The sequence below is a fragment of the Streptomyces luteosporeus genome (genome assembly GCF_039532865.1).
GTDB classification, from domain to species: domain Bacteria; phylum Actinomycetota; class Actinomycetes; order Streptomycetales; family Streptomycetaceae; genus Streptomyces; species Streptomyces luteosporeus.
Window position 1 is genome coordinate 1 of sequence record NZ_BAAASL010000024.1, and the last position, 18,991, is coordinate 18,991.

The window sequence follows — 18,991 nt, forward strand, 5'->3', positions numbered from 1 at the left end:
TCCACCGTGATGATGGACGGGGTGTCAACATATCTGGCGTTGACTTTTGGCACGCTGTTGAGTTCTCAAGGAACGGACGCTTCCTTCGGTCCCGTTTCACCGGGCCCTCCGGGCGCTTCCCTTCGGTGTTTCCAACCTTACCAGATCCGATTTCTCGTTTCCGGCCCCCTGTTGGAGCGGGGTTTTTCTCGCCTTCGGTCTTTCGGCCCCCGGCGTGATCACTACTTTAGCGGATTTCCCTCCCGGCTCCTAATCGGAGCCCGGTCCGAAATTCGGCACGCCGAATTCCATCCCGTTAAGGGGCCGTGCAGTAGTGGATGCCGTCGGTGCGGCGAGAGATGCCGTCTCGAACCCTTCCGGGCCCGCGACAACTCGGAGAACACTACGGATGGGGCGATGCCCTGTCAACCCCCGTCCGGCAGCCCGTTCCCGGCCCCTCTCAGTCGAGGTCGCTGAGGCGGCCGCCGGCGTCGTGCTGGGTTTCCTCGACCCGGCGCAGGAGGCGGGTGAGCATCTCGCCGAGGAGGGCACGCTCGACCGGGGAGAGGTCCTGGAGGAGGTCCTCTTCGAAGACGGTGGCCTTGCGGAGGCCGTCGAGCCACTTGGCGCGGCCTTCCTCCGTGATGCCGACGATGACGCGGACGCGGTTGTTCTCGTCGCGCTCCCGGGTGACGAGGCCCTCGCCGACCATGCGGTCGATGCGGTGGGTCATGGCGGCGGGGGTGAGGCCGAGGCGCTTGGCGAGGTCGCCGGGGCCGAGGCGGTAGGGCTCGCCCGCGAGGACGAGGGCCTTGAGGACCTCCCACTCGGCGTTGCTGATGCCGAGCTCGGCGGTCTGGCGCCCGTAGGCGACGTGCATGCGCCGGTTGAGGCGGCTGAGGGCCGAGACGACCCGCTCGACCTGCGGGTCCAGGCCCTGGAACTCGCGCTGGTAGGCGGCGATCTGCTCTTCGAGGCTCGGCTCGGCGGGCCCGTGGGTGTCAGCCATGGCGGCAGTATCCCAGAAATCGTTCGCGCTAAAGCCCTTCGACGTGTACTCTTTAGCTTCGAACTTTAGGGTTGAAGTCTTCGAGGTTGAGGGGTGAGTGTGACCACCGCGATGGGCGCCGCGCTGCGCCGGATCCAGTTGGGCAACGCGTTGAGCGCGTTCGGCAACGGCTTCACGGTCCCGTTCCTGTTCGTCTACGTGTCCCAGGTAAGGGGTCTCGGGGCGAGCATGGCGGGCTTCGTGATGATGACGTTCGCCGTGGCCGCGCTCGCCGTGCTGCCGTTCGTCGGTCGGGTGATCGACCGCCGGGGTCCGCTGCCGGTCGCCGTCGCGGGTACGGTCGCCGCCGCCCTGGGGTCCCTCGCGCTGGGTCTGGCGAGCGTCTGGCCGCTGGTGCTGGCCGCGGCCGCCGCCCTGGGCGCGGGTATAGCGGTGGTCCAGCCCTCGCTGGCCACCATGATCGTGTGGTGCTCGACGCCGACCACCCGCTCGCGGGCGTTCGCCATGCAGTTCTTCCTGAACAACCTGGGGCTGGGTGTCGGCGGTCTGCTCGGTGGCCAGCTGGTGGACACCTCCGACCCGGCGAGCTTCGTGCGGCTCTTCGCCATCGAGTCGGTGATGTTCCTGGTGCTGGGTGCCATGGTCGCGACCGTGCGGCTGCCCCGCGCCCCCAAGGTGGAGGACAAGGTGCCCAGCGGGCCCACCCCGCAGAGCGGGTGGCGGGCGCTGGTGGGCGACCGGGCGATGGTGCAGCTGTGCGTGCTGGGCTTCGTGATGTTCTTCGCCTGCTACGGGCAGTTCGAGTCGGGCCTGGCGGCCTTCGCCGTCGAGGTCACCAGGATTTCGCCGGCGATGCTGGGCATCGCGCTGGCGGCCAACACGATGGCGATCGTCGTGGCCCAGTTCGTGGTGCTCAAGCTCGTCGAGCGGCGCCGGCGCAGCCGTGTCATCGCGCTGGTCGGTCTGATCTGGGCCGTGGCGTGGGTGGCGGCGGGCCTGTCCGGGCTCGTACCGGGCGCGCCGGCCCTGGCGACGACGCTGCTGATCTCGACGTACGCGCTGTTCGGCATCGGTGAGTCGATGCTGTCGCCGACGATGGCGCCGCTGGTGGCCGATCTGGCGCCGGCACGGCTGGTCGGTCAGTACAACTCGGCGTTCGCCCTGGTCAAGCAGCTGGCGCTGGCGGTGGGGCCGGCGGCGGGCGGTCTGATGGCGGGGGCGGGCGCGTACCCGGCGTACATCGTCCTGCTGGTCGTCTGCGCGCTGGGGATCTCCGTCCTCGCCCTGCGGCTGGGCCGCCTGCTCACCGCGGAGCAGGACAACCCGGTGCGTGCGCACGCTCGCCGTACCGCGGCCGCGGGTGTCGCGGCCGAGGCGCCGGCCGCCCGCTCCGTGCAGGAGCAGGGCGAGCGGACGCCGGTGGCGGTCTGACGGCGGCGTTGCGCTCAGCCCAGGTGGGTGCGCAGGCCGCGGCCGGTGGGCAGGGCGAATTCGCACCAGACGGCCTTTCCTCCGCCGGGTGTGCGCCGTGAGCCCCACGAGGAGGCGATCGTGGCGATGATCGAGATGCCGCGGCCGGCCTCGTCGGCGGGTTCGGCGCGGCGGCGGCGGGGGAGGTGGTCGTCGCCGTCGGTGACCTCGATGATCAGGCGCCGGTCGGTGCGGCGCAGCCGCAGCCGCATGGGTGGTGTGCCGTGCTGCAGGGAGTTGGCGACCAGCTCGCTGGCGGCCAGGACGCCGAGGTCGCGCAGGTCCGTGGGGAAGCGCCAGCTGGCCAGCACGCCGGAGGCGAAGGCGCGGGCGCGGGGCGCGGCCTCGATGCCGCCGAGGAGTTCGAGGGCGGCGTTGTGGAAGAGCTCGGCGTCGTGGCCGGTGCGGGCGGGGTGCTGGAGCACCAGCAGGGCGACGTCGTCGTCGTGTTCCTGGGTGACGCCGAGGGCACGCACCAGGCGGTCGCACATGACCTGGGGTGAGCCGGTGGCGCCGGCGAAGGCGCGCTCGAGGGCGGCGACGCCGTCGTCGATGTCCTGGTCGCGGCGTTCGACGAGGCCGTCGGTGTAGAGGACGGCGCTGGCGCCGGGGCCGAGGGGCACGCTGCCGGAGGTGTGCAGCCAGCCGCCGGTGCCCAGGGGCGGCCCGGTGGGTTCGGCGGCGCGGTGGACGGTGCCGTCGGGGTCGCGGATGAGGATGGGCAGGTGCCCGGCGGAGGCGTAGACGAGCCGGCCCTCGTTGGGGTCGTGGACGGCGTAGACGCAGGTGGCGATCTGGGTGGCGTCGATCTCGGTGGCGAGGCCGTCGAGGAGTTGCAGGACCTCGTGGGGCGGCAGGTCCAGGCGCGCGTAGGCGCGTACGGCGGTGCGCAGCTGGCCCATGACGGCCGCGGCGCGTACTCCGCGGCCCATGACGTCGCCGATGACGAGGGCGGTGCGGCCGGCGCCGAGGGTGATGACGTCGTACCAGTCGCCGCCGACGGCGGTGTCGTGGCCGCCGGGCTGGTAGGTGGCGGCGACGCGCAGGTCGTCGGGTTGTTCGAGCTCCTGGGGCAGCAGGCTGCGCTGGAGGGTGACGGCGGCCTCCCGCTGGCGGCGTTCGCTCGCGCGCAGGCGTTCGGCTGCTTCGACCTGGTCGGTGACGTCGGCGGCGAAGACGAGGACGCCGTGCTGGGCGCCCTTGCCCTCGCCGACCTCGATGGGTGAGCAGGTGAGCGTGTAGTAGCAGTGCCGTCCGGTGGTGACGGCGACCCGCCGGGACTTGACCGTGCGGGGTTTGCGGCTGCGCAGGACCTGGTCCATCAGCGGCAGCAGGCCGAGCTCGACGAGCTCGGGCAGGGCGGTGCGGGCGGGCATGCCGGGCGTGCGGATGCCGAAGAGGGCGGCGTAGGCGTCGTTGACGTAGGCGACGCGGTGGTCCGGCCCGTAGACGAGGGCGACCAGGGCCGGGACCTTGCCGAGGATGTCGTGCACGCGCAGCGCGTCGAGGCTGGGGACGGGCTCGGTGTCCGTGGCGGGCTCGGCGCGGGCGGCGGGCACCGAGCCGGTGCCGCTCCCGGTCGGCCCGTGCGGGGCGGTGGCGGAGGCGCGGTCGGCGCGGGCGGCGGCTCGGCGCTGCGTTCCGGGGAGCCGTGCGCTCCAGCGGGTGAAGTTCACTGAAGGACTACCTCGTGGAGTCGCTGCGGAATCAGCTCGGCGGCGTGGGGTGGCAAAGCCGCGCCCCCGGTGCGGGGGCGCGGTGAGCGGTGGGGGCGTCCGCTGCCGCGTATGGGCAGCAAACGTCCGAATGCTCGCGATTGTCACTCTTCGCAGATACCAGCCCACTCATGGTCACACGACCAGTGTGGCCGACCGGACGGACATCCGTCAGACGCCGCGTCGCAGGAGGGGGATCCCGGTCCGGATGCGCGCCCCTCATCCGCGCATCAACTCGCCTCGGGGTGGCGTCCCGTGCCGGCCGCGAGCTCGAACTCGGCACGCGGGTGTTCCAGCGAGCCCAGGGAGACGATCTCACGTTTGAACAGTCCCGCGAGGGCCCATTCGGAAAGCACCCGCGCCTTGCGGTTGAAGGTGGGGACACGGCTGAGGTGGTAGGCGCGGTGCATGAACCAGGCGGGGTAGCCCTTGAGCTTCCTGCCGTAGACCTGTGCGACGCCCTTGTGGAGGCCGAGGGAGGCGACGGAGCCGGCGTACTTGTGCCGGTACTCCTGCAGGGCCTCGCCGCGCAGCGAGGCCAGGACGTTGCGGCCGAGCACCTTGGCCTGGCGGACGGCGTGCTGGGCGTTGGGCGCGCAGGTGGCGCCCGGTTGGTCGGACGTCAGGTCGGGGACGGCGGCGGCGTCGCCGGCGGACCAGGCGTGCTCGGCGCCGTCCACCTGCAGCCGGGCCGTGCAGGTGAGCCGGCCGCGCTCGTCGAGCGGCAGGTCGGTGGCCGCGAGCAGGGGGTGCGGCTTGACGCCGGCGGTCCACACGAGCGTCCGGGTGGGGAAGCGGGAGCCGTCGCTGAGGACGGCGACGCGGTTCTCGCAGGACTCCAGGCGGGTCTGCAGCCGTACGTCGATGTTGCGCCCGCGCAGTTCCCGCACGGCGTAGCGGCCCATGTCCTCGCCGACCTCGGGCAGGATCCGTCCGGTGGCCTCGACCAGGATGAACTTCAGGTCGTCGGGTTCGAGGTTGTGGTAGTAGCGGGAGGCGTAGCGGGCCATGTCCTCCAGCTCGCCCAGCGCCTCGACGCCCGCGTAGCCGCCGCCGACGAAGACGAAGGTCAGGGCCGCGTCGCGCACCTGCGGGTCGCGGGTGGAGGAGGCGATGTCGAGCTGTTCGAGGACGTGGTTGCGCAGCCCGATGGCCTCCTCGACGGACTTGAAGCCGATGCCGTGATCGGCGAGGCCGGGCACGGGCAGGGTGCGGGAGATGGAGCCCGGGGCCAGGATCAGCTCGTCGTAGCGGACGTCGACGGCGCCCGTGCCCTCCTCCGCGGTGGCCAGCGTCTTCACGGCCGCCGTGCGCTTGGCGTGCGTGATGGAGACGACCTCGCCCGTGAGCACCTGGCACTTGGCCAGGGTCCGCCGCAGCGGGACGACCACGTGCCGCGGGGAGATCGACCCGGCGGCCGCCTCGGGCAGGAACGGCTGGTACGTCATGTACGGCTCGGGGTCGACGACCACGACCTCGGCCTCCCCGCGCCGCAGCCCGCGCTGCAGGTGCAGCGCCGCGTACATGCCGACGTAGCCCCCGCCGACCACCAGGATCCGCCTCGGGCGGCCGGGGTCCGCTTCCTGCGCCCCGGTCGTCCGCCGGCCGTTGTCCTGCTCCCGCTGCCCTTCCCGCGCCGGTCCGCTCACCAAGGCCCACTCCTCCTTGTTCCGCCTCGCGTCTGCCGCGTGGTCGCCGCTCGGTCCGCGCACGGACCCCCGCGTGGTGCTCGCACGGTGCCGGCTCGGCCCTCGGGTGGTGCTGGCGTTCTCCCTCGCATACCACTCGCACGGTGGTTGTATGCGGGCTCGACTCCTCGTCGCACTGCTGCCCCAGCTCCTTCCCGTGTCCCACGGGTGCCAGGGGTTTGTCCACAGGCCCGGCGAAATGTACGACTGGCGGCGAAGCCGGTCCCTCCCGCTGCCCGGGCCCGCCCGGAGGGAAAGGTGCGCAGGTCAGAGCCGCTTCACAGGGGTGGTGGGGTGGTGCACCATCAACGCCCGCAGGGCCCGTACTCCAATTGGGGACGGCCTGTGCGGAGCTACCCCCTTCTTTCTTGACTCGGGCTCAACTATGTTCGTACTCCGTCGGGGTGTCGAGACGCACCCCGGCAGTCAGGGCGGGGAGTCTCCGGGGGGAGACGTCATAACCGGGGGAACGTATGCACATTCAGGGGTCTCATTGGTCTGCCGCCGTCGCGACGACGTCTGACGGGACAGGTGGCCGCAATACGCCGTTGCGCGTGGATGCCCAGCGCAACCTGGAACATGTGCTGCGGGCGGCTCGCGAGGTGTTCGGCGAGCTGGGGTACGGCGCGCCCATGGAGGACGTGGCGCGCCGGGCCCGGGTGGGGGTCGGCACGGTCTACCGCCGGTTCCCGAGCAAGGACGTGCTGGTCCGGCGCATAGCCGAGGAGGAGACGGCACGCCTGACCGAGCAGGCGCGCACCGCGCTGGGGCAGGAGGAGGAGCCCTGGTCGGCGCTCTCCCGCTTCCTGCGCACGTCGGTGGCCTCCGGCGCCGGCCGGCTGCTGCCGCCGCAGGTGCTGCGGGTCGGCGTCGACGTCGAGCCCGGCGAGCAGCCCGGCCAGGAGCGGGCGCGGGTGCCGCAGCAGCGGCAGCCGGTGCCCGGCGAGAGCCAGCTGCACGAGCTGCGCCTGGTCGAGCAGCGGCAGACGGCGGTCAAGGAGCGGGACGACGCCGGTGTCAACGCGCTGCTGGACGTCGTGGGCCGGCTCGTCGAGCGGGCACGGGCGGCCGGCGAGCTGCGCACCGATGTCACCGTGGCCGATGTGCTGCTGGTGATAGCCACGGCGGCGCCGTCCCTGCCGGACCCGGCGCAGCAGGCGGCGGCCTCCTCGCGGCTGCTGGACATCCTGCTCGAAGGCCTGCGCTCGCGGCCCGCTGCCTGACCATCGGCCCGGCGCGCCGGGTGATCACCTGACTTCCGGCCCGGTCCAGGGGCCCGGACGGGTGGTTGCCGTTCGCTGAGCGATCCTGCCGTCGGCCCGTGTGCGACGCTGCTCGGTATTCGAGTCTGCGGCGTGTACGGGGAGCCTGCGCTATGGGCGTTGACGGGCGGGAAGAATCGCGGGAGAGCGGCGAGGCCGACGGGCCTGCCGTGCAGCCGCCCGGACCGCCGGCCCTGCCGTCGGCAGCGGCGGACCCCGTCGCCGGCGCGCTGGACCTGTGGCGCGGCGCCCTGGGCCCGGTGGTGCCGCAGCAACGGGAAGGCGGCCGGCCGGCGCCGGGAGGCGACGCCGGCACGGGCAGTGGCACGCCGGGCGGTGGTGCGCGGTCGGGCGAGGCCCGGGAGGCCGCTGCCGGGTGGACGGACGACGCCGGTGTGCGGGAGGACACCGACGCACCCCCGTCCGACCTCGAACTGGTGGCACAGCTGCGCGGGGGCGAGAACGAGGACGCCTACGAGGAGCTGTACCGGCGGCACGTCGACGCCGTGCGCCGCTACGCCCGCACCTGCTGCCGTGACGAGCACACCGCCGAGGACCTGACCAACGAGGTCTTCGCCTCGACGCTGCAGGCCGTGCGGCGGGGCGCCGGCCCGGACTCGGCGGTCAGGGCGTACCTGCTCTCCAGCGTCCGCCGGGTCGCGGCCGCCTGGGGGCGGACGACCAAGCGCGAGCATCTGGTCGAGGACTTCGCGGTCTTCGCCACCTCGTCGGCCGTCTCCTCCATCGCGGCGGACGACGACACCCTGGGCCTGGGAGCGGACGTCCGGGCCATGCAGGAGGCCGAGCGGTCGCTGGCCGTGCAGGCGTTCCGCAGCCTGCCGGAGCGGTGGCAGACCGTGCTGTGGCACACGACCGTGGAGGAGGAGACACCGGGGGAAGTGGCCCCGCTGCTGGGGCTGAGCGCCAACGCGACGGCCGTGCTGGCGCACCGGGCCCGTGAGGGGCTGAAGCAGGCGTACCTGCAGGCGCACGTCAGCAGTTCCCTCACCTCGGGCGGGGAGTGCGCGCAGTACGCGGACCGGCTGGGCGCCTATGCGCGGGGGCGGCTGCGTTCGCGGGCCGAGCGGGGCATGCGCAAGCACCTGGAGACGTGTGCGCGCTGTCGTACGGCTGCCCTGGAGGTGGCCGACGTCAACGAGCGCCTGCGGGCGCTGTTGCCGATGGCCGTCATCGGTTGGTTCGCCGCGGGCTGGTCCGTGAAGGCGGCGGCCGGCCTGGCGGCAGGTGCGGCCGCCGGCGCGGGTGCGGCCGCGGCCGGCGGCACGGGAAGCGGGGGCGCGGGGGGAGGGGTGGGGGCGGGGGCGGGGGCCCCCTCGGCAGGTGCTTCCGGTGCCGCCGGTACTTCCAGTGCCTCCGCCTCCTCCGCTCCTGCCACCGCCTCGGCGTCGTCCTCGGCGTCGTCCGGGTCCTCTTCGGCGTCTTCTTCCGTGTCTTCCGCAGGCTCTGCCGGCGAGGGGCTCGGGGTGGTGACGAAGGTGGGGCTGGTCGCGGGGGCGGTTGCGGCGGCGGGGGCGGTCATCGCCTATGCGCTGGCCGCGGGTTCGCCGGCGCCCTCGCCCGGGCCGCGGGCCGCGGCCCCGGTCCCGGCGCCGGTCACGCACGCCCCGCGGCCCCGGGCCTCGCAGCCGCGGCTCACCGCGTCGGCGGCGCCGACCGCGGCGCCCGGGTTGCCGGCCGGGGCGGCCTCCGCGAGCGCCTCGCCCTCCGCCTCTCCTTCCCCGTCCGCGTCCCCATCCGCGTCCCCTTCCGCCTCGCCGTCGCCTGCGGCGGCCGGGGCGGCGGGTCCGGAGGCGTCGGCTTCCGCCTCGCGTTCCGCTTCGCCTTCGGCTTCGCGTCCGCGTACGCCGGGCGCCTCCCCGGCCGTGCCCAAGCCCGCTCCCCCGCGCCTCCCCACGGCCGTCTATCCGCTCGACCAGTTGGAATACGCCCCCCTGGGCGACGGCGGTGAGCCCGAGTTGCGGCCGGCCCCCGGCGGTTGGATGTGGCAGCGGTACGGCGATCTACGTATCGGCGGTACGACGTACCGCAATGGCGCGAGCGTGCATGCGCCGTCCTCCGTGATCGTCGACCTGAACCGTTCCTGCACGGCCTACGACGCCTTCGCCGGCATCGACGACATGTCCATGGGCCATGGCGCGGTCACGTTCTCCGTCTTCGCCGACGGCGCGCGGATGTGGAGTTCGGGCCTGGTGGAGGGCGGGCAGCCGGCGAAGGCCGTGCACGTTCCGCTGGCCGGGCGCAGGACGCTGCGCCTCGTCGTGGAGTCCCGTTCGCCGTACGAGGGGGCCGCGGTCGCCGACTGGGCCCGGGGCCGCATCAGCTGCACCGCCCCGGCCGGCTCCGCTGGTGCCTCCGAGGACGAAGGCCCCTGAACGGACGCCCTCAACACCTGGCCGCCCTCAGCATGGTGGCATGACGCCGCCCGCCACCGCGCGCGGGCCGTGGGTCTCGGCTCCCGTCCAGCAGGTGCCGCGACGGGCGAGCAGGCGGCGCAGCCATGCTTCGGTCGAGACGATCTCGGCGAGCCCGTCCAGGGGGAGTGCCTCCCCGCGGGCCGCGGCGCGCAGGGCGCTGCGCACGGCGCCCGCGTCGACGAGGCCGGCGTCGGCGAGGAGCGGCGCGTCGAGGAGTTCGAGCAGGGGTCCCAGCGCGGCCGCGATTCCGGTGCGTGCCGCGGCGGCGTGGGAGGCGTGCGAGGGCGTGCCCCAGCCGGGTGGCAGGTCGTGGATGCCGGCGCCGGCCAGTACGGCGCGCAGGATCGCGGCGCGTGCGCCGGGTTGGACGCGCAGGGTTTCGGGCAGGGCGCGGCAGGCGCGTACGACCTGGTTGTCGAGGAAGGGGGCGTGCAGGCGCTGGCCGCGGGCCTCGACGGCCTGTTCGTGGATGCGGTGGTCGGCGGCGTGCCGGTGCAGTGCGGCGGCGGCGCGGCGTTCGCCGGGGCGCTGGGGCAGTCCGGTGGTCGGCGCGGAGGGCTGTACGGCGGCGGTGTGCAGGCGGGCGGCCACGTCCGCGCGGGCTTCTGCGGTCAGCCAGCGTGCGGCGGGGCCGGGGCGGCACCAGGCGAGGGCGGCCAGTGAGGCGTCGAGGGGGCCGGTGGTGCCGCGGGTGTCGGGGGCGTCGGGGGTGCCGTCGGCGTGGAGCAGGTGGGTGGCGGCGGTCTCGAGTCCTTCGCGGTGGCCGGTGCGGGCGAGGCGGCGGGCGGCGCGGTAGACGGTGAAGGGGACGGACAGCGAGTGGGTGGCGGTGTTTGTGGCGGTGTTTTCGGCGCGGGCGAGGGCGGAGACGGGTTTGAGCAGGTGGCGGCGCCGGCGGTCCATGAGGAGGTCGGCGAGGCGGGCGGGGTGTGCGTCAAGTACTTGTCGGGCGCCGTTGCCGACGAGGTGGTCGGTGGCGCCGGCGGCGAGGCGGTGGCGGTGCCGGGCGGCGTAGGCGAGGGCGGGGCCGGGTTCGTCGGTGAGGGGGCTGCGGTCGAGGTGGGCGTAGGGCAGGGCTTCGGTGCCGGCGGCGACGATGAGGTGGTGCAGGCGCAGGTCGGCGGCGAGGGCGCGGGCCCGTTCGAGTTCGGGGGCGCGGTGGCGGGCGGCTTCGGTGGCGAGGTCGTTGAAGGTGACGGCGAGGAGGCGTTCGCCGGTGACCCCGGGGTTCGCGCCGGGCAGGCCGGCGGCGAGCAGGGCGAGGGTGGCGGAGGCGCTGCCGCCGGAGAGGTCGGCGCCGGTGGCGGGGCGGGGGCCGGTCGCGTGGTGGGGGCCGGTGAGGCGGGCGTGTACGGCGTCGACGAGGGCTTCGCGTACGGCGTCGACGGCTTGGCGGGCGTCCGCCCGCGGGGTGGCGGCGGCGAGGGTGGGGTGGGGTTCGTAGCCGGTGATCTGGCGGGTGCCGTCGCGCAGGACGAGGGCGTGGCCGGGCGGTAGGCGGCGTACGCCGGTGTAGGGGGTGCCGTCGCCGAGGGCTTCGGGGATGTCGGGGCAGGCGAGGAGGGCGGCGAGGTGGCCGATGTCGAGCTGGGCCTCGACGAGGTCGGCGAGCGGGAGGGCGGCGGTGGCGTAGGCGGTGCCGCCGTGGAAGTCGGTGTGGAAGACGGGCCGGGTGCCGGCGAGGTCGCCGAGGACGGCGAGGCGGCGGCCGGTGCGGACGACGACGGTGTAGCTGCCGGGCCAGGTGGTGAGGTGGCGCAGGGCGCCGCCACGGGCGGCGCGCAGGCCGGCGCGCAGGGCGTCGTCGCCGGCGGCGCAGCGGCCGAGGACGGCGAGGCGGGTGGTGGGATCGGCGGGTTCGGCTTGGACGGTGCGGATCTCGTCGGGGCGCCAGTCGCCGACGGCCCACAGGGGTTCGGGGCCGTCCCACAACTGCCGTGCGGCGACAGGGTGGAGGCGGGGTCCGCCGGTGCCGTCGGCGTGGTGGTGCGCGGCGGTGCGGTTCCACCCCACCAACCAGCGCATCGCCGCCTCCACAGGCTGTGGACAGCCGATCGGTCGGGCAACCGATCGGTAGCAGTCATCATGCACAGCCGGGCTGGGGTTGCGTACATCCCCGGGCAACACCTTGGGCAATACCTTGGACAACGCCTTGGTTGCGGCTCAGCGGCTGGTCGAGGGCTGCCAACTCCTCGGACAACGCGGCGAGATGGCGTTCCGTCACGGTTGTTCCCGAATGCACGCCGGGTGTCCGGGTACGGGCAGGCGCGCACGGCGGCCGCGTGACGGCAAGGCGGCGGCATCCGGCCACATCCGGCCACGGTTGAACGGGATCCGCCCTGCGGCCCGCACCGAGGTCCGTACCGGGGCCCGCACCGGGCCGCCTGCGGGTGCGGGCGCGGCCCGGGAGGCGGTGAACCGCCTCCCGGACCGGTCCGCCGCCCGCGGGGAATGAGGCGACGGCATCCCCCAGCCCACTGGACCCAGTGCAGCGGGCCAACCCACGCATCTCCATGGAACCGTCACGGGCTTTGGCGCGGACAGAGCGCACGGCGGGCGCACGGCCACACACAACCGGAGCACGTGCCCCTCCGTGCACGCACATACGGACCAGAATCTCGCCATCCGGGACATCGCCTCTTAACGGTCGGGATGCGGCGAACTACGCTGGGTTTACGAATGCCTCGTGCCTATGCCGGGGCGGGCGTCGTGTTGTCGAGGGGTGCGCATGTCCAGGGAGCCACGCGGGCCGAATGAGAAGCTGGGCACTGTCCTCGCCCTTGCAGGGATCAGCAACGCCGGTCTCGCGCGCAGGGTCAACGACCTCGGTGCGCAGCGGGGATTGACGCTTCGGTACGACAAGACATCGGTGGCGCGGTGGGTGTCCAAGGGCATGGTCCCGCAGGGCGCGGCGCCGCATCTGATCGCGGCGGCGATAGCCGCCAAGCTGGGCCGGCCGGTGCCGCTGCACGAGATCGGGCTGGCGGACGCCGATCCGGCGCCGGAGGTGGGGCTCTCCTTTCCGCGCGATGTCGGCCAGGCGGTGCGGTCGGCGACGGAGCTGTTCCGGCTGGATTCGGCCGGTCGGCGCGGGGGCGGGGGGATCTGGCAGTCCCTGGCCGGTTCCTTTTCCGTCAGCGCCTATTCCACGCCTGCCTCCCGTTGGCTGATAACGCCCGCCGACAGTTCGGTGGCGCGTGAGCCGCAGCAGGCGGCGCGCGAGGCGGCGACCGCGCCGTCGGGCGGCGGTCAGGACTGCGGTTTACCGCAGCGTGTCGGCCACAGCGATGTGACGAAGCTGCGGGAGGCCGCCGACGACGCCCGCCGCTGGGACTCCAAGTACGGCGGCGGCGACTGGCGTTCGTCGATGGTGCCCGAGTGCCTGCGCGTGGACGCGGCCCCGCTGCTGCTGGGTTCGTACAGCGACGACGTGGGCCGTTCGCTGTTCGGGGCGACGGCCGAACTGACCCGGCTGGCGGGTTGGATGGCCTTCGACACCGGCCAGCAGGAGGCGGCCCAGCGCTACTACATCCAGGCGCTGCGCCTGGCCCGTGCGGCCGCCGACGTGCCGCTGGGCGGCTACGTGCTGGCGTCGATGAGCCTGCAGGCCACCTACCGCGGCTACGCGGACGAGGGCGTCGACCTCGCGCAGGCGGCGTACGAGCGCAACCGGGGGCTGGCGACCGCGCGCACCATGAGCTTCTTCCGGCTCGTGGAGGCGCGGGCGCAGGCGAAGGCGGGCGACGCGCCGGCCTGCGGTGCGGCGCTGAAGGCCGCCGAGGGCTGGCTGGAGCGGGCACGGTCGGGTGATGCGGATCCGTCCTGGCTGGACTTCTACACCCAGGAGCGGTTCGCGGCCGATGCCGCCGAGTGCTACCGCGATCTGCGCATGCCGCGGCAGGTGCAGCGCTTCACCGAGCAGGCGCTGGCGCGGCCGACGGAGGAGTTCGTGCGCTCGCACGGCCTGCGGCTGGTGGTCTCGGCGGTGGCGGAGCTGGAGTCGGGCAACCTGGACGCGGCGTGCGCGGCCGGAGTGCGCGCGGTGGAGGTGGCGGGGCGGATCTCCTCGGCGCGGACGACGGAGTACGTACGGGACCTGCTGCACCGCCTGGAGCCGTACGGGAACGAGCCGCGCGTGGCGGAGCTGCGGGAGCGGGCGCGGCCGCTGCTGGTGGCGCCTGCCTGAACCGTCCGGCACGCGGTCCCGGAGCCGTCCTGCGCGTCGTCCTGTGCGTCTTCCCGCGGGCGGTCCTGCGGGCGGTCCTGCGAGCAGTCCTACGGGCGGTCGTGCGAGTCCTGCGCGCGCTCCCCGGGCCGTCGGTTACCGGTGAGTGATCCCATCGGGCGTCCGGTTGTCGGTGGCACAGGTCATCATGGGTCCGTGCGGGAGGCGCTGAGGAGGCAGGGAGTCGGTGGTCGCCGTGGCCGGGGCGGGGCGCGGCGGCGTGGGCGCGGGGAGGTGAGGTGATGGCGGCGTACGACTGCGACGTGCTGGTGGTCGGCGGCGGGATCGTGGGCCTGTCGACCGCGTACGCCCTCACGCGCGCCGCCCCGGGCACGCGGGTGCTGGTGCTGGAGAAGGAGGCGGGGCCGGCCCGGCACCAGACCGGCCGCAACAGCGGTGTGATCCACAGCGGGATCTACTACCGGCCGGGTTCTCTGAAGGCGCGCTTCGCCGTCGGGGGCGCGGCGGAGATGGTGCGGTTCTGCGCGGAGCAGCAGTTGCCGTACGAGGTGACGGGCAAGCTGATCGTCGCCACCGGGCGCGAGGAGCTGCCGCGGCTGCACGCCCTGGCCCAGCGCGGCCGGAAGAACGGGGTGCCGGTGCGCGAGCTGGGCCCGGCGCAGATCGCGGAGTTCGAGCCGGCGGTACGGGGCGTGGGTGCCCTGCACGTGGCCACCACCGGCATCTGCGACTTCCCCGCGGTGGCCCGGCGGCTGGCGGAGCTGGCCGAGCGGGACGGGGCCGAGGTGCGCTACGGCGCCGAGGTGTGCGCGGTGGGGCGGCGCGAGGACGCCGTCGCGGTGCGCACGGCGGCCGGCGAGGTGCTGCGCGGCCGGGTCCTGGTCAACTGCGCGGGGCTGTACAGCGACCGGGTGGCCCGCCTCGCGGGTGACGACCCGGGCATGCGCATCGTCCCCTTCCGGGGGGAGTACTTCGAGCTGGCGCCGGAGCGCCGGGGCCTGGTGCGGGGCCTGGTGTATCCGGTGCCGGATCCGGCGTTCCCGTTCCTGGGCGTCCACCTCACCCGCGGCATCGCCGGCCACGTCCACGTGGGCCCCAACGCGGTGCCGGCGCTGGCCCGCGAGGGGTACGGGCGGTGGACGGTGCGGCCGGGCGAGCTGGCCGGCACCGTCGCGTATCCGGGGGCCTGGCAGCTGGCGCGCCGCCACTGGCGGTACGGGGCGGGCGAGGTGCGCCGCTCCCTGTCGCGGCGGGCCTTCACGGAAGCGGTGCGGCGCATGCTGCCGCAGGTCACCCCGCAGGACCTGATACCCGCGCCCGCGGGGGTGCGGGCGCAGGCGGTGCTGCCGGACGGAACGCTGGTGGACGACTTCCTCTTCGTCCGCTCGCCGCGCATGGTGCACGTCCTCAACGCGCCCTCGCCGGCGGCCACGGCCTCGCTGCCGATCGGCCGGGAGGTGGCGCGCCGGGCGCTGGCGGCCCTGGGGCACGCGGCGGCCGTGGCGCGCCAGGTGTAGGGCCGGGTCCGGCGGGTGTTCGTCCCGCGGCACCACGGCGCCCCGTCAGGGGCGCGGGGAACTGCGCGACCGGCCACCGACGGCCCGGCAGTCGAACGCGCTGCCCGGCGTTCCGGGCGCAGCACGGTACCCCCTCTGCGGGCGCGTCGTGGCTTGTCGCGCCCACGCGGCGGCAGCCGCAGATCGACACTGCCCCGCGCCCCTTCGGGGGCGCTCACCGGCCGGGGGCGTACACGCGCACGTAGTCGACCAGCATGCGGGCGGGGAACGGGGTGGAGCGGTCCGGCGGGCCGGGCCAGTCGCCGCCGACGGCGAGGTTGAGCAGCAGGTAGTGGGGGTGGTCGAAGACCCAGCGCTGCCCGCGGCGCAGCCGGTCGGCCGAGACGCTGCCGTACGCCTTGCCGTCGAGGTACCAGGTGATCCTGCCGGGCACCCAGTCGACGCGGTAGGTGTGGAAGTCGTCCGACAGCCGCCCGCCGGCGCCCAGCCGGGTGTGGTGCTCGATGCCCTGGGCGACGTAGCCGGGGCCGTGGACGGCGCCGTGCACGGTGCCGGGCTGCCTGCCGAGGGCCTCCATCACGTCGATCTCGCCGTTGGCGGGCCAGGCGACGCGGTCGGAGTCGGCGCCCATCATCCAGAAGGCCGGCCACAGCCCCTGCCCGCGGGGAATGCGGATGCGGGCCTCGAAGCGGCCGTACGCGCGGGCGAAGCGGCCCTTCGTCGTGATCCGCCCGGAGGTGATGTCGCACGGCCCGCTGGCGCACCGCATGCCGCGCCGCTTCTCGTGGCGGGCGGTGATCGCGAGGTGGCCGCGGCCGTCGAGGGAGACGTTGCCGGGGCGGTCCGTGTAGTACTCCCACTCGTGGTTGCCCCAGCGGGGCTCCCCGCCCCGGTCGAAGACCCACCTGCCCCGGTCGGGCCGCCGGCCGGCGGGCCCGGCGAACTCGTCCGACCACACCAGGCGCCACCCGCCGGAGCGCGCGTACGCCTGCTGTACGGGCCCGGGGCCGGGCGCACCGGTCAGCGCGGCGGGGGTGTTGCGTCCGGCCGGTTCCCCGGCGAGTTCCTCGCGGGCCATGCCGCTGCCGGCGAGCAGCACCGCGGCGGCGAGCAGGGCGAGCGTGGCGGTGAAGGGGCGCAGTCGCATGGGTGATCCCTGGAGAGGGTGGGGGGACGGCTCGCCGGAGACCCGGGCCAGTCGGATCGTAGGGGCGCGGCAAGCCGGGGCCAGGGCCACCACGCAGCGTTGCGCCGGACCCACCGGAACGGCGGACAGGCATTCCCCCGGTTGTCGGCCGGTTGTCGGCCGGTTGTCGGCCGGTTGTCGGCCACCTCGCCCGCGCAAGGCCACCTCGCCCGCGCCAGGTCCGGGGAGTCGCGCCGGGCCCAGGGGGACTTTTCGCCGCGCCCGTAGACTGGAGGAACTGTGTCCGAGAACCTCGCCCCCAGCACCGCGGCCGGCACGGCCGCCGCGGGCACCGCAGCCCCCCGTCCGGTCCCGGCCCCCGCCCGCGCCCGGCGCGAGCCCATGTTCCCCGACGGCCCGGCGCCGGATCCGGCGGGCTCGCACCACGAGCGCCGCATCCGTTCCTTCCAGCCGCGCCGCAGCCGGGTCACGCCCGGGCAGGCCGAGGCGCTGCGCCGCCTGTGGCCCACGTGGGGCCTGGACGTCGACGGTCTGCGCCGCCTCGACCTCGGCGAGCTCTTCGGCGACCCCGCGCTGCCCGTGGTCCTGGAGATCGGCTTCGGCATGGGCGAGGCCACGGCCGAGATGGCGGCCGCCGACCCCGGCACCGGCATCCTCGCCTGCGACGTGCACACGCCGGGTCAGGGCAATCTGCTGGGCCTTGCCGAGCAGCGCGGGCTGACCAACGTGCGGGTGGCCAATGGCGACGCGATCATCCTGCTGCGCGAGATGCTCGCGCCCGACGCGCTCGCCGGCATCCGTGTCTTCTTCCCGGACCCCTGGCCCAAGAAGCGCCACCACAAGCGCCGGCTGATCCAGCCGGAGTTCCTGGCGCTGGCCGCGACGCGGCTCGCGCCGGGCGCGGTCCTGCACTGCGCGACGGACTGGGAGCCGTACGCCGAGCAGATGCTGGAAGTGCTCTCGGCGAGCCCCGACTTCGAGAACACGCAGCCCGACGGCGGCTACGCGCCGCGCCCGGACTTCCGGCCGCTGACCCGCTTCGAGGGGCAGGGTCTGGACAAGGGCCACGTCGTCCACGACCTGATGTTCCGCCGCCGCGGCTGAGCGCCGGCATCTCCACCCCACCGCCGGGCACCGGACCGGACCCGGTCCCGAATTGGGGACGCCGACCCCGGCGGCGCTTGGTTAGGGTCGTGACGTGCATGCGCCCCCGACCGACCGGCAGCCGCAACCGCAGCCGCAGCCGTTGCCGCCGCAGATACCGCCGATGCCCGCCAGCCCGCCCGCGCCACCGGCGGGCCTGCACTACAAGGCCCGCCGGGCCCTGTGGGACACCCTCTGGGACAACAAGGCGGTCCGGGCGGGCGCGGTCTTCCTGCTGCTCGCCCTGTGCGGGCTGATCATCCTCGCCCTCGTCCGCGAGCAGACCGGCACCGAGGGCTTCCTGGTGGGCCTGGGCCTCGCCGTCCTGCCCGTACCGCTGCTCATAGCCGCGTTCCGCTGGATGGACCGCGTCGACCCCAAGCCCTGGCGCAACCTCGTCTTCGCCTTCGCCTGGGGCGCCTGCGCGGCCACCCTCGTCGCCCTGCTCGCCAACGGGTACGCCACCCGCTGGCTGCTCAGCGCGGTCGACGTCACCCAGCGCGACGACCCCTCCACCTGGGGGGCCACCTTCGTGGCGCCGGTGGTGGAGGAGAGCGCCAAGGGCGTGGCGATCCTGCTGCTGTACCTCTTCCGCCGGCGCGACTTCAACGGCATCGTCGACGGCGTCGTCGTCGCCGGCCTCACGGCCACGGGCTTTGCGTTCACCGAGAACATCCTCTACCTGGGCAACGCCTTCGCCGACGACCAGAGCTTCGGTTACTCGGGGCTGCCGACGACGACCGCGGCCACGTTCTTCATCCGGGTGCTCATGTCGCCCTTCGCGCACCCGCTGTTCACGTCGATGACGGGACTGGGCTTCGGCCTGGCGGCCACGCTGGCGGCCCGGCGCCGGGTGCTGAGGGCTGTCGTGCCCTTCGTGTCCCTCCTGACGGCGATGCTCCTGCATGCACTGTGGAACGGCTCGGCGACCCTGCCGAACGGCGGCTTCCTCGCGGTGTACGCGCTGTTCATGGTGCCGGTCTTCGGGCTGCTGACCTGGCTGGTGATCTGGTCCCGGCAGAACGAGCTGCGCACCATCCTCGCCGAGCTCCCCGCCTACCAGGCCGCCGGCTGGCTCACCCCGCCCGAACCCCTGGCCCTGTCCTCGATGCGGGCCCGAGGCATCGCCCGCGACGTGGCCCGCCGCACCGGCGGCGCGGCCGCGGCCCGCACGGTGGCGGAGTACATATCCTTCGCCACCTCCCTGGCCTTCCTCCGCCACCGCGCCCACCGCGGCACCCCGGACCCCCACTTCACCGCCCGCGAGCAGGAGCTCCTCCACCACCTCTGGCAACGCCGCACCACGGCCCAACCGGCCCTGGCCCAAGCAGTCACCACGATCCCGAGGCCGTACCCGACCCCGTACCCACCCCAGTGGGGCCCCGCCCCGGGCCAGTGGCAGGGGTGGCCGCCGCAGCGGTAGCGGCATCGTTCACTCGT

Annotated in this window: 12 protein-coding genes; 7 read left to right on the forward strand and 5 right to left on the reverse strand. The window is 74.3% G+C overall.

Annotation, left to right across the window (positions count from 1 at the left end; translation table 11 throughout):
• Nucleotides 1–439: 439 nt before the first annotated feature.
• Entirely contained in the window at nt 440–988 is a 549-nt protein-coding gene (locus ABD361_RS25845) for a MarR family winged helix-turn-helix transcriptional regulator (protein WP_344438519.1), read from the reverse strand.
• Between the two features lie 99 nt (nt 989–1,087).
• Between ABD361_RS25845 and ABD361_RS25850 the strand changes: the two genes are divergently transcribed.
• The gene (locus tag ABD361_RS25850; RefSeq protein WP_344438672.1) at nt 1,088–2,419 is read left to right on the forward strand and encodes an MFS transporter; all 1,332 of its coding nucleotides are present in this window, start codon (nt 1,088–1,090) and stop codon (nt 2,417–2,419) included.
• Nucleotides 2,420–2,433: 14 nt separating this feature from the next.
• Here the strand turns inward: ABD361_RS25850 and ABD361_RS25855 are convergent, their stop codons facing one another.
• Together ABD361_RS25855 and ABD361_RS25860 are read right to left on the reverse strand one after the other, a co-directional pair.
• The gene (locus ABD361_RS25855) at nt 2,434–4,134 is read right to left on the reverse strand and encodes an ATP-binding SpoIIE family protein phosphatase (protein ID WP_344438521.1); all 1,701 of its coding nucleotides are present in this window, start codon (nt 4,132–4,134) and stop codon (nt 2,434–2,436) included.
• A 269-nt stretch (nt 4,135–4,403) separates the two neighbouring features.
• The gene (locus tag ABD361_RS25860) at nt 4,404–5,729 is read right to left on the reverse strand and encodes an NAD(P)/FAD-dependent oxidoreductase (protein WP_344438674.1); all 1,326 of its coding nucleotides are present in this window, start codon (nt 5,727–5,729) and stop codon (nt 4,404–4,406) included.
• A 605-nt stretch (nt 5,730–6,334) separates the two neighbouring features.
• Here ABD361_RS25860 and ABD361_RS25865 point away from each other — a divergent pair.
• Nucleotides 6,335–7,084 (forward strand): TetR/AcrR family transcriptional regulator, encoded by a 750-nt coding sequence (locus tag ABD361_RS25865; protein ID WP_344438524.1) that lies wholly within the window; start codon nt 6,335–6,337, stop codon nt 7,082–7,084.
• 152 nt (nt 7,085–7,236) lie between these two features.
• The gene (locus ABD361_RS25870) at nt 7,237–9,516 is read left to right on the forward strand and encodes a sigma-70 family RNA polymerase sigma factor (RefSeq protein ID WP_344438526.1); all 2,280 of its coding nucleotides are present in this window, start codon (nt 7,237–7,239) and stop codon (nt 9,514–9,516) included.
• A 27-nt stretch (nt 9,517–9,543) separates the two neighbouring features.
• Here the strand turns inward: ABD361_RS25870 and ABD361_RS25875 are convergent, their stop codons facing one another.
• A complete protein-coding gene (locus ABD361_RS25875) occupies nt 9,544–11,583 on the reverse strand; it encodes an asparagine synthase-related protein (RefSeq protein ID WP_344438529.1) in 2,040 nt (679 codons plus the stop codon).
• Nucleotides 11,584–12,286: 703 nt separating this feature from the next.
• Between ABD361_RS25875 and ABD361_RS25880 the strand changes: the two genes are divergently transcribed.
• Both ABD361_RS25880 and lhgO read left to right on the forward strand, forming a co-directional pair.
• A complete protein-coding gene (locus tag ABD361_RS25880; RefSeq protein ID WP_344438531.1) occupies nt 12,287–13,744 on the forward strand; it encodes an NsdA family TPR-like regulatory protein in 1,458 nt (485 codons plus the stop codon).
• Between the two features lie 281 nt (nt 13,745–14,025).
• Nucleotides 14,026–15,261 (forward strand): L-2-hydroxyglutarate oxidase, encoded by a 1,236-nt coding sequence (lhgO, locus tag ABD361_RS25885; protein ID WP_344438533.1) that lies wholly within the window; start codon nt 14,026–14,028, stop codon nt 15,259–15,261.
• 214 nt (nt 15,262–15,475) lie between these two features.
• Here the strand turns inward: lhgO and ABD361_RS25890 are convergent, their stop codons facing one another.
• The gene (locus ABD361_RS25890) at nt 15,476–16,408 is read right to left on the reverse strand and encodes a glycoside hydrolase family 16 protein (protein ID WP_344438535.1); all 933 of its coding nucleotides are present in this window, start codon (nt 16,406–16,408) and stop codon (nt 15,476–15,478) included.
• 279 nt (nt 16,409–16,687) lie between these two features.
• On the opposite strand from ABD361_RS25890, the gene trmB reads away from it, so the two are divergent.
• The gene (gene trmB / locus ABD361_RS25895) at nt 16,688–17,512 is read left to right on the forward strand and encodes a tRNA (guanosine(46)-N7)-methyltransferase TrmB (protein ID WP_344438537.1); all 825 of its coding nucleotides are present in this window, start codon (nt 16,688–16,690) and stop codon (nt 17,510–17,512) included.
• Between the two features lie 163 nt (nt 17,513–17,675).
• Entirely contained in the window at nt 17,676–18,974 is a 1,299-nt protein-coding gene (locus tag ABD361_RS25900; protein ID WP_425583325.1) for a PrsW family intramembrane metalloprotease, read from the forward strand.
• Nucleotides 18,975–18,991: the final 17 nt, after the last annotated feature.